This window comes from Labrenzia sp. R5_0, from assembly GCF_017743835.1.
In the GTDB taxonomy this organism is placed as follows: Bacteria; Pseudomonadota; Alphaproteobacteria; order Rhizobiales; family Stappiaceae; genus Roseibium; species Roseibium algicola.
The window spans coordinates 709890-725411 of record NZ_JAGHRK010000001.1 but is presented as its reverse complement, the minus strand read 5'-3'; the positions used below and the strand labels follow the sequence as shown (position 1 = coordinate 725411).

The window sequence follows — 15522 nt, the reverse complement described above, 5'->3', positions numbered from 1 at the left end:
AGCGGTTTGATCCGTGTTACGCAATGGTTTTTTGATCTCCGTTTACAGATTCAAACACAGCACCCGTCACACCAGAACCTTCAAAACGCCTTTTAACCTCCTCGCTCACGATAATGGAGCCGAGGTGTTTTTTGAGGCGGAAAATATGATGATCTCCGGTCTTCGACGGATCTATAACCAAATTGAAAAATGCGCGGTACTGCCCCGCCTTGTCTGGCCGAACAGGATCGTTTTCTTCATACTTCTGAAACTCGGATCGTTCTTCGTCTACGCAATCAATCTGCGTTTCGATAATCATCACAAAATAATCTTTATCTACTTGTTTGTTTTCGATCTTAACTGGTTCTAGAACTACGTGGTGATAAGGTTCATCGACTTCTGGCAGTCCATCTAGAGCAGATTTAGCTTTTTTACTAAGAATTGGGATATTTCCAGAGTCCATTGTAAAACTAAAGTCTGTCTCCCTCCCAGCTCGATGCAAGTCGATTGGGTAAGTGCAGGGCTCCATGTACTCCAGGGGAGGGTCTACGAATTCGAGGTTCCCCTTATCTGTTTCATACTTTAATCGATCAAAAATCCAACGGTCAGCACTTTCATCAAGCCACATATCATCTCTAAGCAAATAGTATTTCATGATTTCATTGTCCTGTGAGCCAACGGTTAACTTGGCTTCCTGGAATTATGGCTTCAGACTTGATTCGGCTCAGCGTATTCTTAATTTCCATAGTATAATTCGGTCTACTCGGTGTAAGTCCAAGTACAGCGTCATTCAAGCTCCCATAAACATACTGATGATACGCCTGTGGGTGTGGCCCTCGATGTCCAGGAATAGCAATTTTATTGATTTCACTATCAATATTCAGCCCTGCGTTGTCGAAAATTTTCTTAAACCGAGACGTCCAAGCGGGCGTTTTACCGGCACCTATGTGACATTTATTGGTACAGACATGATGAATCGGAACTGAATTGTAGTCAGTTGGGGCAAACGTGCGGACCCCGCCTCCTTCGAGCGTGAAATAACCGCCATTTGTGTCACTGTAGATAGGCTTTCCATTATCCGAGTATCGACCGATCGAAAGCTACCCCTCAGGGTTTTCTATCCGCTTGTATAAGAACTCTGCAAAGCTGTCCGCGTATCTTTTTTCATTTGCGCCAGCTTTCACAAAGACTGGATACTCTCCGTCATCATCTTGGGTCGATGTGTCAAAATAGAAAGTTTCACCAAAATCATTAGAGCAAACAACTACAGCGGAATCCCTTACAAAGCCCTGCTCTCTTTCACTCTTTGTTTGATAAGCAATGTCGCCAACCGACAGGTCGGATAGAACGGGATATATTGCGAATATCTCTTCGCCATAAACGTGACCGCCGCCGTAGTTCTTGACAAACCAGAGATAGCTAGGGGGCAGCTTACAGCCAATCTTGTTTTCAGTTTCAGCAACTCTTTCGTCTGTTGGTGAAAGATCGCTGCTCGCTGTGCCGAACTCAACGCCATTGCCAGAGTATTCGGCAATTAGTTTTTCTAACTCAGTTATAGACGTCATCATTGCCCCCAGTTTGCCGAGCGATTTATCCAATAATTGCTCGACCATGTGCTCTGATCCCCGAAAACTGGATCGATTTTGACTGGAGTTTTCCGCGCTAGGATCTCGGCTGGGAGAAGGAGCGGAAGCGATGAAGGCATCGAAGTTTTCGGGGATCAGAGCAGATGCAGCAAAGCTCCAACCTCCGGCGATCCAAACTTCGGGCTCAGTGCATCATTTCACTCGACTTTGAATGAAGACGCGCCGAAATACGGGATCAAAGTGATCGTCTGTGCTTTTCAAACGCTTCTCGCGTTGCGGTTTGCACCCGAGGGAAATACTGGTTCAAGTCTCTCAGAAACATCAGCGTGGAGAGAGCTTCGGCACGTATTCTTGTAGTGTCTTCCACACTGTCATATTCTTGTATTTCAGCACTCTTTAACTCCACCCAGTCTTCCAACTTTCTGCGAAGCAGCGATATCCTCTCCTCCGCACTAACATTTTCCGGAACAGTTCGCTCCGTTCGAAGACCAAGAGCATTCATTTCTTCCGAGTGCGTTACGCCGAGGGCGCTATATCCAATCTCCTTGTTTTCGAAGAGTCTGCCAATTGCAGCTTCAAGTTCTTTAGATAGGTGCACCATTTACTTCCTCATTCGAAATCCAACCACGGGATTGTGTCTTCCCAGTTCGCTCGAGCATTTGCGCGCCGCCGCACCTCGACCTGAGACACGAGCTTCTACCGGTTTGGCGCGCCTTGCAGGGCAAGGTCCCGGCCGGTTGCGACCGATACGTTGCCGCCCGCCGTCACATCCGTGTTGCTGTAATAGGTCCGCGACTGGCTGTAGGAACTCTGCTGGCCGGAGACATCCAGCCCCAGACACACATGTCCGACACGAAGAGAAACACCTTCTCACGAACTTCAGGGACTACTTGTTCGTTGTTTTGCTCAACGCGCTCCACTCCATTCAGGAGAAGGAGCCTCCGGCAAACTCGGTGTTGTTCACTTTTTCTGGGCAAGTCCATCAATACAAGTCTTGGCATTTCAGAGCGTATACTCCCGGAAACATCTTCTTGATGGGCAATCCAATTTTCTGAAGATACCAACTGATATCCGTACAACTTTCTCCAACGGTCTTGCGCCCTCCTTCTACGCCAATTGAAAAAACACCAGCTGAAGGCAGCAAAAACAAAAAGTAGTGTCCCTCTCCATCAATCTGAATTTGCGCATAAATACCAGATACATCTTTGCTTTCGAATGATAATTTCACTATTTCCGTGTAATCATTTTCATCGCAAATTAATTCTCGATATTCCCTGCCATCCTCATCTTCAACGGTTAAGCGAAGTGTGCCGTCGAAATTTACGCGGGCAGCTGATTGGCGGAGAAAGGCAGCCAGAGCTTCGAAACTATCAGCATCTTTGAACGTACCTTCAATATCAATCGTAGTGAGAACCGACATCATTCAGACCTAGCGGGTCAAAATCAGCGTTTGCCTGATCAACCCTCCAGCCTTTTGAATCTGAGTTGTCGGTCCGCCCTTGCTTGGCAAACGTTTACCGCCAGCGAGAATATTGTCCACCGACTTATTTGTGGCAATTGAGGAACGCAAAAGAGCATAGACCACCCCTGTGGTTTCTGCGCCATCTGATGCGCGCAGGTCATCGGCTTGCGCAAAGACAATGCCTGTAGCCATCACATTTGCACTGGTGTGTGGCGGCGCGCGGGTGGCGTTCGTCAGAATGACCGGCAGCACGCAAAATTCCTGCGCCTCAACTGGATAAGTGACCCGTGCCCAATCTCCCGGTGCGGCGAAGGCTGCAACCGTCCCAAATGCTACGATTAGCAGCGCAAGTAAGGTTCGGATCAAGAGGCGGAGAGATGCCATAAAGCCTAACCGTCCAAAGAAACAAAAACAGCATCCCCAAGTTGAGGAAGCACTTCTATAGAATCAAATAGCAGGTCAATCTGTTGCCGCTCCGGCCACCATTTATGGCCAGAAAGTTTGTTTGCGTGAACCTGATTGCTGAATTTTATTGATACAGCCCCAGCTTCGAGCGGCACCTTATCAAGGTCGACTTCCAGACGCACGGCAACAATTGACTTGCCCGCCACCAAATCGACAGATTCTACAACTCCAATATCAATCACGGGGAATTCCCATACTATCAAGCTGGCTTCCAAACTCCTGAACTCGCGCTTGGTTCACAGCATGTTCAGCATCGGAAATCCCATAGGCCCTCTGATTATTTACCAGTCTAGTCGCCGCTTCATATTCCGCTCTAGCGGTAGCCCCAGCGTTCCCATACTGTGAAACCCATTGATCATAGCGGCCAGTTCGGTGCTGCCCGGAGTGGATTAACTCCTCAAAGATTGTGCTTGGGCTAGCGTCAGGACGGACGAGGATTGTTTCAGCGTTGAACGTGACTCCATCAGCTCCTCTGGTCTCAAGATATCTTAGCGCGTCCTCAGAGCTATCAAAGACTTTCCCCTGTCTTGCGAACACCTCTTGGATTTTCGCAAATTGCTCAGGGTTCATCGGATCGAAGGACGTGGGACGCTGGCTGAAAAGCTCCCCTCTCCTATTTGGGGCAATAGAGGAACGCAAAAGCGTGTAGAGCGACCCAGTGGTTTCCACGCCATCCAATGCGCGCAGATCGCCGGCTTGCGCGAGCGTATTGCCGGTAGACGTGAGATTTCTGCTGGTTGTCGGTGGTGCTTGGGCCGTGTTCGTGAGATTAGGCGACTGAGTGCCTTGCTGATGCGACACGGCAGGGTAGCTGACCTGCGACCAATCACTAGGCGTGGCAACCGCCGCAACCGATCCGAATGCCGCGAAAAGCAGCATCAGAAATGTTCGTATCAGGCAACGGAGCAAGGGCATTTCCGCAGCTACGAAGGTTCTTGATCCGACTTTTTAGTTAGGCGCATCTCAGCGTCCACCTCGCCATTGATCGCCTTTTGAACAGCCTGCTTCCACTCGTGCCAATACGCAGGGTCCATCGGTTTTCCATCGCTGGCGAGACACATCGCCCCAAGCATCGCGCCAATCTCGTCTGACTTTGTGCGATGGTAGTAGTCTTCGAGGAATGAAAACATCGCCAAGTACGACTGTTTTTCGTCCATTTTCATCATCTATTGCAACCCTACCCCTTCAACCCATTGTTTCGGAGGATTGTTAACGCCGCCGTTCTGAATGACACCATTTCGGGTATAGACCCAGACCTGTGATCCATCTGCTTGCGTGATTGTATGAACTTCGTTCCCGAATCTATCTGTACCATGCAAGTTCGACGGATTGTTGCTCGTATCGACCAACAACTGCCTGTTTTGAGGAGTATCTGGCAGATGGCCCGGACGATCTCCAAAGACGTGCCCAAGCTGTGAAGGATTGTCCGGCAGTCCGTTGGTTACCCTATTTGGAGCAGTAGAGGAGTGCGCAAACGCTGACACTGACTTGCCGGTTCTTGCGCCGTCCAAGACGCGCACGTAACCCGTTCCCTCGAACAGGCGGCCGGTAACCGCAACTTTTTCACCGTCGGATGGTGGCGCTCTAGCTGCGAAGGCAAGATTAAGTGACTGAACCGTCAGATTCTGTGCGGAGACTGGATAGTCAGCCCGCGACCAATCCCCCTGAGCCGCAATAACCGCTGTCAAGCCAAATACCGCGATAAGCAGCACGAAAATGGCTCGGATCAGATAGAGGACCAAAGGCATGCGAGGTTCAATGTTCACAAACTATATGTAGCTATGCTTATAAGACACAATTATTTTTGGAATGACTTCATTGCTGTGACTAAATACTTCCAACTCTGTAGGAACCCCTTCATCGATAAACAGCATAAATCCGACACCGTAAGCCATCTCACCTATGTCGGCGTATAGAGATTTGCCTAGAGTAAGGTTCATTTCTTGATCAATGCTTGGCTGTATCCTGGCAAATCTTGTCACTCTACCGACACCGCTATCCTCTCTAGAGGAAACACATAGCTGCGGTAGATATTTTAGCAGTGTTGGCTCTTCCCTTTCGAGGATAATGCGAATGCTATCCAGTTCGAATTCTGTCAGCTTCATGGAATGTCCCTTCGTGACGCTGACCCAAGAACAAACTTTCCATCGACAACCCGCCCGCCAACTAAATCAACTTCGACACCACCAACTGAGATGCGGGTCTCTGTGTTAATCCCATTCGCGTTAAGATTTAGGTCTCCATTTCGATATGCTTGCTGGGCTGCAGCGTCCAATTCTAGATAGGCTTGCTCCTGAGTGCCAAACCTATCAACGAGCGGGTCCATTTTATGTTTGTCTTGTCCAAAAATGTGATGTGACTTTTGCTGCTCTGCTGCGGTCAGTGTTCTCTTTGTGGCGTCATTTCCACCACTATGACTTTCCCACCCGATGGGACCGACGAGATGCGGGCCGTTGCCACCGTTGTTGTTGTTGCTGCCGTTCTCATCGGTTCGTCCGAGATCTTCGTCGGTAAGTGGCGGGCCGCCATTATCACCGATTTGGTTGGCAAGGACCTGCCATGTCTTCTTTAAGGCATCCTGGCTGAGAGACTGACCGTTCATCTCTCCGCTGGTCAGAACATAGTTTCCAGTATTTGAAGACAGTGTAAATTTCAGTTCCGTGGCAGTGTCATTGCCATCGAACGAAATGGTAACAGTTCCTTCAGGTCCATCGATATTGATGTCGTAGCGAGTGCCGTCGGTATCGGTGACTGAATATTCGGTGACATCACCGGCAGGCCCCGTCGAGGCCAGCAACGCGCCGACAGGTCCAAGTACCCGTGCAAGCCCTTTTGCCGAGAGATTGCCTGCGATCCAGTCGACAATATCGAGGCTGGCCTCCGCCTGGTCTGGTGTCAGTGATATAGTTTCACCAGACCCCAAACTGATTGAGCACATAGTCTGCGCGTGTGCCGGCGTAATAATCCAGTCGAACAGGTTCCAGCCCTGCTCCTGGCCGCAACTGGCCAATTGCTCTCTTACTTCAGGATCCGCTTGAGCCTCTTTGACAGCTTGTTTGAGGGTTTTCGCTTCTTCAGCAGGTAAATCTTGGTCTTTCGATAATGCATCCACAACAGCGTCGGCTATGTCAGCCAGAGTTTTGCCTGCAGTCTCTACAGCCTCCACCGCTTTGACGATGCTCGTATCACTCACATAAAGCTCAAACCCTTCCTGCTTCTGCGAGGTCACTTCCACCACCGCGTCCGGGTCGCGGTTGAGGTTGGAAAGTTGGGTTTCGGTGGCGGTGGTGTCTTCCGCCGCTTCCCGGTCCGCTTGCGCGCGCAGGGCTTCGGCGCGGGCCGTGTCGCCTTCGGCATCTGCCGCGTCGGCCTCGGCTTCCAGGTCGGCGGCCTTGATGCCGTCGCCGTCGCCGTCGCCGTCGCGCACGGTGATCTCGCCCTCGCCAATGGTGGCGCGGGCAACGCCCTCGGTTTCGGAGTTGGAATAGGCCCCTTCCACCGTGATGCCCGGTTTGGACTTGCCTTCCGGATTGGAACCTATGCTGACGCCGACCGAGCCGGAAACCTGCCAGCCCTTGCGATGAAGGTCGATATCCGCCGTTTCCAGACGCTCGGTTTCAAGGGTCAGATCGCCGGAGCGCGAGGCGATCACCCCGCCGGTGATGGAGGTCGTTTCGCCGACATCGGCATTGAGCGCGTTGTCGGTGACGATGCCGGAGGGGGCGTTCACCCAGGCCGAGCTGTTGGAGCCCTTGGCCCCGTTGACGCTGGCCGAGGCGCCGAAGGTGGGCCCGGCGCCATCTGCCCCCAGCCCGATGCCAACGGAAACCCCGGCGCTGTAGCCGCTGCTCTGGTTGGAGCCTTCGGCCGTGTCCAGCCGGCTTTCGATGGTGAGGTTGCGGCCGATGTCGAGATCGGCACTGTCGGCTTCAATCCGCGCGCCCTTCAGGGCAAGGTCCCGGCCGGTTGCGACCGACACGTTGCCGCCCGCCGTCACATCCGTGTTGGTGTGATAGGTCTGCGACTGGCTGTAGGAACTCTGCTGGCCGGAGACATCCAGCCCCAGGCTGAGGCTGGCGCCGGGGGCGCCATTCTTGCCACTGGCGCCGACACCAAGCGTCAGCCCGATGCCCGCGGACATGCTGGAGCTTTCGCCCTCATAGGCGAGATGGTTTTGCGCCGATTCCAGGATGACATCCCGTCCCGCCGCCATGGCAATATCGTTGCCGGCGTCGATCCGGGCGCCCTTGGCGGTGATGTCGCGTCCCGCCTCCAGGGACATGTCGTTGCCCGCCGACAGCGTGGCGGTGCGGGCGATGGCGCTAACCTCCGACGAGCTGCTTTCCTCGCGGGAGATGCCGATGCCGATGCGCACCCCGGCAATGGTGCCGCCCTGGCGGATGGCGTTGAGCTGGTTGAGCGCGTCGACCGCCTTCAGCCCGGCGGAGACCGCGGAAAGCGCCTGATAGCCGAGATTGCCCTTGCCCGAGGCTGCCATGCGCGGGGCATCCGCCAGCGATTTCACCGGACCGGAGATGTTTTCGAAGGCGCCGACCGACAGCGCGAAGGTGTCGATCTTGTGGCTTTCCGAATGGGCATAAAGATCGTGGACGCTGTCCAGGACGATGTCGCGCCCGGCGGTTATGCCAAGGTCTTCGTCGGCGGCGACGGAGGCAGCTTCGGAGACCACATCGCGCCCGGCATCAATGGAAACGTTCCGTCCGGACACCGCCGAGGTGACCTGGGTCAACGAGCTGGTGTCGGAGGTATGCCGTTCGGACTTGTAGCCGGCGACCACGCCCATGTTGCCGGTTTCTGCAAAGAAGCCGCTTTTCTTGTCGACCCGGCTGTCTTCGGAGGTGTTCTGGGCAGCTTCCAGGCGCACATCGCGCCCGGCCGAAAGGGCAACGTCGCTTTGGGAGGATACGGCAGAGCCCTTGACCACGACATCCCCTGCACCGGCCGAGATCTCCAGATCGCCGAGCGCGGTCACCATGGAGCCCACCTGCGTGGTGCTGCTGCTGTCGCGTTTCCTGGAACTTGAGGTCAGGAAGCCGCTTTTGTTGCGCGCGGACCGGTCTTCCCGGCTTTCCTCCGCCGTGCCGATGGTGACGTTTTCACCGGCTGTCAGGCTGGCCGTGCCGTCGCTGGCAATCAGCGAGCCTTCCACGGCAATGTTGCGCCCTGCCTTGAGGTCGGCCACGTCTGCCGCCTGGATGGTGGAGCCGGACACGCGGGTCTGGCTTTCACGCACATCGTAACGGTTGCTGCCCGCCTGGCCACTGGCTTCGAAATGGCTGTCGAGCTCGATGGCGGTTACCACCAGGTCCCGGCCGGCGTCGATTTCCAGGCTGCCGCCGCTGGCAAGATCTGCCCCGGTGATGCGGGTGTCGCTATCGCTGCGGATGGTCAGCGTGTCTTCCGCCGTCACCGTGCCGCGCTCATAGGCCCAGGTGCCGATGGCCGTGGTGCCGTTGCCGGTCGCCCGGGTTGCGGTTTCGATCGAGACAGTCTCGCCGGACAGGGTCACATCCCTGCCGCTGATCGTGCCGGACCTGTTGAGCAGGGTGCCGGCGGCGCTGGCGACCAGGGTTTCGTCGGCCTTGATCGTGCCGCGAACGTTCCTGATTTCCGCTGCCTCCAGCGTCGTGTTGCGCCCGGCGATCACCGCGCCGGTCTTGTTGAGGTCCGTTGTCGAGGCAAGGTAGAGACGGGGCGCGATCACCTCGACGCCATCCACCACCGCGCGTTCGTACCAGACGATGTCGCTGGTCAGGAGTGCGATCTGCTCCTCGCTCAAGGACACGCCGAACGCCAGGTCCAGCGCCTCGGCCTGTGCACCCGCGTTGTCGATCAGCGTCTTCATCTGCAGGGCATCGGAGGTCTGGTCGGCGGACAGCCAGCGGCGGCCCGTGGCCCTGCGCACCTGCTCGGCCACATACTGGCTTTCGAAATAGGCATCACCAAGCGAGCGGATGTGCTTGTCGATGTCGGGAATGCCGACCGTATCCAGGAAATACTGCGACCCGAAGAATGCGCCGATGTCGACGAATGCGAAGCGGGTTTCGTAAAGGAACGGGCTGCTTTCCGGAGCGCGGCTGAAAAGCTGACCATTGAACTTGTAGGACGCGGGGTCGAAGGCCGGGGTCTGGGAGCTGGCGTTGAGCTGAACGATGGACGTGTCCTGTGTGGACTTTTGCAGCTTTTCGGGGGTGGAAGGCTCGCCGGCTTCGTTGGTGAGCGTGCCTGTCAGGTTGCCGATCAGCGATCCGCCGGCGTGGATGGTCGCGGGAACGGCATCGATCGTTTCGGCGCTCAGCGTCTTGCTTTGCACCCCATTGTCCAGAAACTTGTGCGAGGGGGCAAAACCCAGTGTGCGGGTTTCGTAGCTCGACCAGCTCTGGTGGATGGTGATGACCCGTGTCAGGGTCTTGCCGCCGTTGACGATACTGGTGCCGTCGATGCGCATGTCGCCGGAGGCGACGATGTCGCTGTATTCGTTTTCCAGCGTGCCGACATCCAGCACCATGTTGCCGTTCAGCGCCGCGATACGCGCGACCGGGTCGACCAGCTCATAGGTGTCTTCGGTGACGTAGATGGTCACCACATCGCCTGAACCTGCTGCACCGTCCTCGTCGGGGGCGAGCATCAGCCAGTCGTCATAGGTGCCGTTGTCCGGGTCGAACTCGGAAATGGATGTCGGTGCGTAGTCCTTCCACCAGTTCTGGTCCCAGTCCGCTGCCGTGGCATTTTTGGCCGTGAGGATCTCATCGATCTTTTCCGGGTGCGGCACGAACACATAGCCGCCGGGCCCGCCGCCAGTGTCCCAGAACTGGTCCCAGTCGCCGATGCCGCCGGCCGCCCAGTATTTGGAGAACCCGCCCTTCAGCCAGTCGGGAGGATAGGCCCCGGCGACGACTTCATTGGCATATGCGGTCGTTTTGGTGTCGAAAGTGGCACCGGTGATGTTCTTCAGGCTTTCAGCCCGTATCGTCAGCGTTCCGGACCTTGCCTCGATGATCCCGCCCTTGCGGTTGATGATGCTGGCCGCCTTGGTGCCGGCCGTGCGGCCTTCCAGCGTCAGGCCGTTTTCGGCAACAAGAACGCCGCCATGGTTGTCCAGACTGGCCGAGCGGATGGTCAGGCCGTTGCCGGCGTGAACGCCGCCCCGGTTGGTGAAGCTGTCCAGCCCATCGAACAGGGCAGCATCATTGGCAATGATGTAAGCGTCAGCGGCGACACTGGTGGTTCCGCCGTTGACCGTCAGCCCGCCGGTCGCTTCCAGTTTGCCGGTCACCGACAGCGTGCCGCCGATGGTCAGCTGACCGGTTCCGTTCACGCGCAGCAATCCGGCAACGGTCAGATCGTTGACGCTGAGGTCCAGCGCGTTGGTGGCGGTCAGCCCCGGGGCGGCAGCGGCAAGCGTTGCAGTGCCGGTGATGCTGCCGGAGATATCCCGCGCCGCGACCGTCGCGCCGGAACCGCTGAGGGAAAGCCCGCCAAGATCGAGCGCCAGCGAACCGACCTCCAGCGCGCCGAGCTGGTTCCAGGTGCCGGCGGTGATCCGTGTCAGGTCGCCGGACTGAATGCGGGACCCGGCGGCCACGTTGAGCGAACCGGATGCAGTCAGCGTCAACGTGCCGACGTCCGGTATCGCAGCGCCTTCGCCGGTGACACCGGCAAAAACCTTGCCGCCGGAAATGTCGATCACCGGTGCTGTCAGCGCGACATGGTCGCGCGCGTTGACCTCGCCCGCCGTTGCCACGGTCAAACGGCCGGCTGCCGAAAGGGCAAGGTCTCCGCCGGAATAAAGCACGGAGCCGGAGGCGACCGTGACGTCGCCAAGGCTGGAGGCGACATTGATTGCACTGGAGACCGATGCGCTGCCAAGGACCACGTCGTTTGATGCCTGCACCGTGTATGTGTCGGTGGCAACGGTTCCCGATTGCTGAAGCGCGCCGACGTTGAAGGTGATGGCCTCGCCCGCCTGAAGGTGGCTGGCGGCGGAAAAACCGGCCAGGCCCGTCGTTGCCACCTTGATGGAGCCGACCCCTGCTGCCAGCGTGCCGCCGGGCGCCATGCCCGCCAGGAGCTGCGCCTCGTCAAAATCGATGCCTGTCGCTTCCAGCTCCACCTGGCTGCCGGCACCAAGGGTTGCCTCCTTGGCAACCTTGATATCGCCGCCGGCCTTCAGGATCAGCGTTTCCTGGCCATAGAGGGATGCCTTTTGCTGAACCTCCACCGACCCGTTGACGGACCGGGCGCGCAGGGACTTGCGGGCAGACACCGTGCCGCCAAGCACCAGCTTGCCATCGGCGGTTATCTGAAAATCGCCGGTGGCGGCCGTCGCGCTTTCAGGAGCACGCACACCGACGCCGCTTTCCGTGCCGATCAGCTTGATGCGGCCGGCATACATGCCGCCAAGCGCGGAGGAATCAATGGCAAATTCCGGTTTGTCCGCCGCCGACCCGGCCTTGGCCGCAACCGAGCGGTTGGCATAATCGTAGTCGTTGCGACCGGCAAAGACGCCGAGGTTCTCGCCAGCGTGGATCTTGCCGTTGATTTCGACCGCGCGCGAGACGATGTCGAAATAGTCGACGCTTTCCGCCGCGACGCCATCCGCACCAATGGTGACAGTGCCCCGGTCGACAGAGAAGCCCTTCAGCGTTCCGGCATCTACCTGCGGCACCCCTGTTGTCAGCGTTGCCCGCGGAATGTTGATGAAGCCGCAGCCGTTACAGGTGATGCCGTTGGGGTTGGCGAGGATGTAGTCCGCCTGCCCACCGTGCAGCTCCGTCGCGCCCTGCAGCAGCGACCGGTTGGACGAGGTGACTTCGTTCAGGATCACCGTTGCCGGGCCGGAGCCTTGAAGGTTGGGGTTGCCGACAATGTAGCCGCCCAGGTTGCTTTGGTCGACACCTTTGGAATTGTTGAGGATCAGGCCGTTCTTGCCGACATTGAAATCGGTGAACTTGTTGTGGGACAGGCCCTGCGCATTTGGTGTGACGATGTTCTGGACCGGCACGCCGTTTGGCGCCGCGATGATCTCCGGCCGGTTGCCGGGCGCAGCAGCGCCATCCGGCGTCAACCCGCCGGCAAAGGCCGGCAGGGAGGTCTGGACCAGAAAGACGGTACAGAAGAAACCATTTAAAACGGACTTGATCATAAGCCGATCCGCCTAAAACGTTTGAGAAATGCCCAGCCGGAAACGCAAAAAGCCGTTTTCCGCCGGATCCAGAAATGTCGGATGGGCCAGAGCCCGCTCATAAGCCACTTCGCCGGTCACGATGCCGCCGCTCAGCCGCAGGCCGACCGCACCGCCCATCAGCTCTCCGCCCTCCAGCGGATCGTCGGCATCTTCCAGGACGCCGCCGGCATCCAGACCGGCAAACACCTGCGGCAGACCGAATAGCCGTTTCAGGTTGTCCGGAGCTTTGCTGGCGAATGCGGGGGTGAAGCCAAGCTCGAGCTGGCTGTAGCCACCGGCATCGCCCGACAGGCTGACATCGCGGAACCCGCGAACGGACAACGGCCCGCCGATGGTTACCCTTTCGGAGGCAAACAGCGTGTCGGGCGAAAAAGCGCCATAGGTGCTGGCCTGGAAGGAAAGCTGGCCGACCGGGTTCTGCCAGACCCGCTGGTAGAACCCCGACAGCGTCACCTGGCTGAACTGAGCCGCCGGCGTGCCATCCAGCTGGCGACTGTCCTTCTGGGCGGCAAAGCCCTCCAGCCCCTGCTTGAAGACGATACTGGCCTGTCCGAACCCACCGGCAATCCGGCCGCTGATCTTCGTGGACGCTTCCAGAACGGCCAACCGCTGGCTGGAGGCGTCGATGAAGATCTCTTCGATGAAGTTGTTGGCTTCCTTCAGCGAGAACGCGCCGCCGGCACGCCAGACAAAGCGTCCATTCCGGTGCAGCACCCGGTCGAGCTCCACGCGGCCTTCCCAGCTGGTGCCATCATAGGAATAGTCGCCCGACGGGCTTTCCAGGCGGGACAGATAGTCCAGATACGACCCGCTGATGTTGACGGTCCAATACCGCCAGGGCACGGACAGATAGGCGTTGATCGAGCGCGAGTAGATACGCTCGTCCAGCCTGTCGAGCGAGCTGCGGGCAGATATCGTCAACAGCTCGTTCAACCCGAGCACGTCCTCAAAGCCGGCGATGCCGTTCCACTGATGACGGCCTGTGCTGGTGGCCCCGCCATTGTCCAGCGATGCGGACAGTTGCACCGCGTAGGCGTCTTTCACCTCGATGGTGACGATGCTCTGGCCAACGCCCGCGCCCGGCTCGATACGGATGACGGCTTCCTTCGATCCCAGCCGGTTGATCTGCTCCAGCCCCTGCTCGAAATCGCGGATATTCATGATCCGGTCGGATCGCTCGCCGAAAAGCTGCGTTGCCCCTCGCCGTGCCTTGCCGTTTTCCTGAAGGTGAACTTCGGACACCGAGCCCTCGACAATGAGGACACGCAATTCGCCGGAACCGAGATCTTGCGGCACCAGATAGGCGCGCGAGGTGACGAAGCCCTTCTCGACGTAATAATTGGTCGCCGTTCTGAGCACGTTCTGGATGTCGGTCAGCGTCAGGCAGGCGCCCTGACGGTTGCGGACCAGCAACTCCAGTTGGTTTGCCGGAACGCGCTTTGCGCCTTCGAACCGGATCCTGTCGACGTCAACACATGGTCCCTCACCGCCGGTTGCCTGCGGCAGCAGATCCGGCGAACGCTGGGATGGTTCCGTCGTTCCGCCCAGAAAACGGTCACGCTCCAACCGGCGCTGCTGTTCCTCGCGCTCGATGATCTGCTGCTGCTGGCGCAGCACGTTCTCGATCCCCGCAGGCGTTTGAGCCGCCCCGGGCAGTGCAAACAGCAGTGCCCCTGCAAGCGGAGCCAGGAAACGTGCAAGTGCTCGCATGGTGTCAGTCGGTCGTCTTGCCCGCGGAAAGGTCCTTCAACCGGGCCAATGCGGCAGCGGACCCCTGCAGCGAAAACTCGATGCGGACCTGCTTGTCGTTGGTGGCGGTGACACCGACTGCGGTGAGCCGATTGCCCGTCCGGAGTTTTTCAAGGGCCGTTTCATCCAGCGGCACCGGCACCACGCAGCCTGAGGGAAGGCAGGTCAGGAACTGCGCCTTCGGCAACTCAACGTCATCCACCGCAAGTGTGAGGCCTTGCGAGAAGGCCAGGCCAAAGGGCGCCAGAACCGTCAGCACCGGCCCCTCCCCGGCCCGTTCCTCGATCAACAAGGCGGACAGGCGCTGCCCGGTCTTTTGCTGCACCAGCTCCTGCGTCATCCGACAGGTGCGTGTTTCGGCCTCCACGCACGTCACCGTCCAAGCCTTGAACCGTTCAGTGAGGGTCTTCTGGTCCGGCTGTTCCGATTGGGCGGAGGCTTGCGTGCACACAGCCAGCAGACCTGCCGCCACCAGAACCGGTTTCCAGTACTTGCGGCGATGTCCAAGCCTCAAGGACCTCGCATTGCGATGACCGGAGACGAAATTCGGCGGTACGAAAAATTGGAAAAACATTGTCTGTGCCTGGAGTATCTGTTTTTTGACGGACAGCACGCAGGGCGTGCAGAGGCGTTCTGCCGGGAAAGCCGACAGGCCAATGATCAGGATCGTAAAAAGGCAGCTATCGTCGCCGACCCTTCAAATTCAGAACCGGCAAGTTGTTCAAAAAACAGCGAAACTGTTGCGCATTGTCTTTTCCCGCATTGTCTTTTTTGTTAATGCTGCCCTAAGGGTTTAAGCCACAGGTTGCAAGCAATTTTTGCGGGAAAATTACCTCATATGGTTGAGTGTTTTTGTTTAGCAATCGATTTAATTTCAGTTTTATTTCACAAAACTCTCAATCAAACCGAGCACTTGCAAGTGTCTTCCAGGCCGGCTGGCAAGAGGCGAGCAGCCTGATCAAACCACGCTTTTTGTCGGGGACGAATGTAAAGACCGGTCTCGAGAGACGGGCCATAACGGCAGCAGGTTGCAAAACCAGGTCTGAAACGCACAGCTCCAGCAAGGAAGGCAA

At 57.4% G+C, this 15522-nt stretch carries 15 protein-coding genes; all 15 read right to left on the bottom strand.

Annotated elements, in window-relative coordinates:
- Positions 1–16: 16 nt before the first annotated feature.
- The 15 genes from J7447_RS31215 to J7447_RS03295 all read right to left on the bottom strand — a co-directional run bounded on the left by J7447_RS31215 (position 17) and on the right by J7447_RS03295 (position 15023).
- Positions 17–634, bottom strand: a complete 618-nt coding sequence (locus J7447_RS31215; protein WP_286188903.1) for a DUF1629 domain-containing protein — start codon at positions 632–634, stop codon at positions 17–19.
- Positions 635–638: 4 nt separating this feature from the next.
- The gene (locus J7447_RS31490; protein ID WP_353653754.1) at positions 639–956 is read right to left on the bottom strand and encodes an AHH domain-containing protein; all 318 of its coding nucleotides are present in this window, start codon (positions 954–956) and stop codon (positions 639–641) included.
- 123 nt (positions 957–1079) lie between these two features.
- On the bottom strand, positions 1080–1592 hold the full coding sequence (locus J7447_RS03355; RefSeq protein ID WP_209168736.1) for an SMI1/KNR4 family protein: 513 nt from the start codon (positions 1590–1592) through the stop codon (positions 1080–1082).
- A gap of 208 nt (positions 1593–1800) precedes the next feature.
- Positions 1801–2166: a hypothetical protein gene (locus tag J7447_RS03350; RefSeq protein ID WP_209168735.1), complete on the bottom strand. Its 366-nt coding sequence runs from the start codon at positions 2164–2166 to the stop codon at positions 1801–1803.
- A gap of 95 nt (positions 2167–2261) precedes the next feature.
- Positions 2262–2408 (bottom strand): hemagglutinin repeat-containing protein, encoded by a 147-nt coding sequence (locus J7447_RS31485; RefSeq protein ID WP_082444645.1) that lies wholly within the window; start codon positions 2406–2408, stop codon positions 2262–2264.
- A 139-nt stretch (positions 2409–2547) separates the two neighbouring features.
- A complete protein-coding gene (locus J7447_RS03340) occupies positions 2548–2985 on the bottom strand; it encodes a hypothetical protein (RefSeq protein ID WP_152533409.1) in 438 nt (145 codons plus the stop codon).
- Between the two features lie 9 nt (positions 2986–2994).
- The gene (locus J7447_RS03335; protein ID WP_023001572.1) at positions 2995–3411 is read right to left on the bottom strand and encodes a hypothetical protein; all 417 of its coding nucleotides are present in this window, start codon (positions 3409–3411) and stop codon (positions 2995–2997) included.
- Positions 3412–3416: 5 nt separating this feature from the next.
- A complete protein-coding gene (locus J7447_RS03330; protein WP_023001571.1) occupies positions 3417–3674 on the bottom strand; it encodes a hypothetical protein in 258 nt (85 codons plus the stop codon).
- Positions 3667–4371: a hypothetical protein gene (locus J7447_RS03325; RefSeq protein ID WP_209168734.1), complete on the bottom strand. Its 705-nt coding sequence runs from the start codon at positions 4369–4371 to the stop codon at positions 3667–3669. The genes J7447_RS03330 and J7447_RS03325 overlap by 8 nt, the downstream gene beginning before the upstream one ends.
- Positions 4372–4415: 44 nt before the next feature.
- Positions 4416–4658 carry a hypothetical protein gene (locus J7447_RS03320; protein WP_209168733.1) on the bottom strand — a complete coding sequence of 81 codons (243 nt, stop codon included), beginning with the start codon at positions 4656–4658 and terminating at the stop codon, positions 4416–4418.
- Positions 4659–5240, bottom strand: a complete 582-nt coding sequence (locus J7447_RS03315) for a hypothetical protein (protein WP_209168732.1) — start codon at positions 5238–5240, stop codon at positions 4659–4661.
- Between the two features lie 21 nt (positions 5241–5261).
- Complete coding sequence (locus J7447_RS03310) at positions 5262–5597, bottom strand: hypothetical protein (RefSeq protein ID WP_209168731.1); 336 nt, start codon at positions 5595–5597, stop codon at positions 5262–5264.
- Positions 5594–12658 (bottom strand): hemagglutinin repeat-containing protein, encoded by a 7065-nt coding sequence (locus J7447_RS03305; RefSeq protein WP_209168730.1) that lies wholly within the window; start codon positions 12656–12658, stop codon positions 5594–5596. The genes J7447_RS03310 and J7447_RS03305 overlap by 4 nt, the downstream gene beginning before the upstream one ends.
- A 12-nt stretch (positions 12659–12670) precedes the next feature.
- Positions 12671–14410, bottom strand: a complete 1740-nt coding sequence (locus J7447_RS03300) for a ShlB/FhaC/HecB family hemolysin secretion/activation protein (protein ID WP_209168729.1) — start codon at positions 14408–14410, stop codon at positions 12671–12673.
- Between the two features lie 4 nt (positions 14411–14414).
- Entirely contained in the window at positions 14415–15023 is a 609-nt protein-coding gene (locus J7447_RS03295; protein WP_209168728.1) for an invasion associated locus B family protein, read from the bottom strand.
- Between the last annotated feature and the right edge of the window lie 499 nt (positions 15024–15522).

Excerpts from the sequence above, each read along its gene's own strand:
- J7447_RS31215 (WP_286188903.1), bottom strand. The coding sequence starts at position 634 with ATGAAATACTATTTGCTTAGAGATGATATGTGGCTTGATGAAAGTGCT.
- J7447_RS03355 (WP_209168736.1), bottom strand. The coding sequence starts at position 1,592 with ATGGTCGAGCAATTATTGGATAAATCGCTCGGCAAACTGGGGGCAATG.
- J7447_RS03350 (WP_209168735.1), bottom strand. The coding sequence starts at position 2,166 with ATGGTGCACCTATCTAAAGAACTTGAAGCTGCAATTGGCAGACTCTTC.
- J7447_RS03340 (WP_152533409.1), bottom strand. The coding sequence starts at position 2,985 with ATGTCGGTTCTCACTACGATTGATATTGAAGGTACGTTCAAAGATGCT.
- J7447_RS03335 (WP_023001572.1), bottom strand. The coding sequence starts at position 3,411 with ATGGCATCTCTCCGCCTCTTGATCCGAACCTTACTTGCGCTGCTAATC.
- J7447_RS03325 (WP_209168734.1), bottom strand. The coding sequence starts at position 4,371 with ATGCTGCTTTTCGCGGCATTCGGATCGGTTGCGGCGGTTGCCACGCCT.
- J7447_RS03320 (WP_209168733.1), bottom strand. The coding sequence starts at position 4,658 with ATGATGAAAATGGACGAAAAACAGTCGTACTTGGCGATGTTTTCATTC.
- J7447_RS03315 (WP_209168732.1), bottom strand. The coding sequence starts at position 5,240 with ATGCCTTTGGTCCTCTATCTGATCCGAGCCATTTTCGTGCTGCTTATC.
- J7447_RS03310 (WP_209168731.1), bottom strand. The coding sequence starts at position 5,597 with ATGAAGCTGACAGAATTCGAACTGGATAGCATTCGCATTATCCTCGAA.
- J7447_RS03305 (WP_209168730.1), bottom strand. The coding sequence starts at position 12,658 with ATGATCAAGTCCGTTTTAAATGGTTTCTTCTGTACCGTCTTTCTGGTC.
- J7447_RS03300 (WP_209168729.1), bottom strand. The coding sequence starts at position 14,410 with ATGCGAGCACTTGCACGTTTCCTGGCTCCGCTTGCAGGGGCACTGCTG.
- J7447_RS03295 (WP_209168728.1), bottom strand. The coding sequence starts at position 15,023 with ATGTTTTTCCAATTTTTCGTACCGCCGAATTTCGTCTCCGGTCATCGC.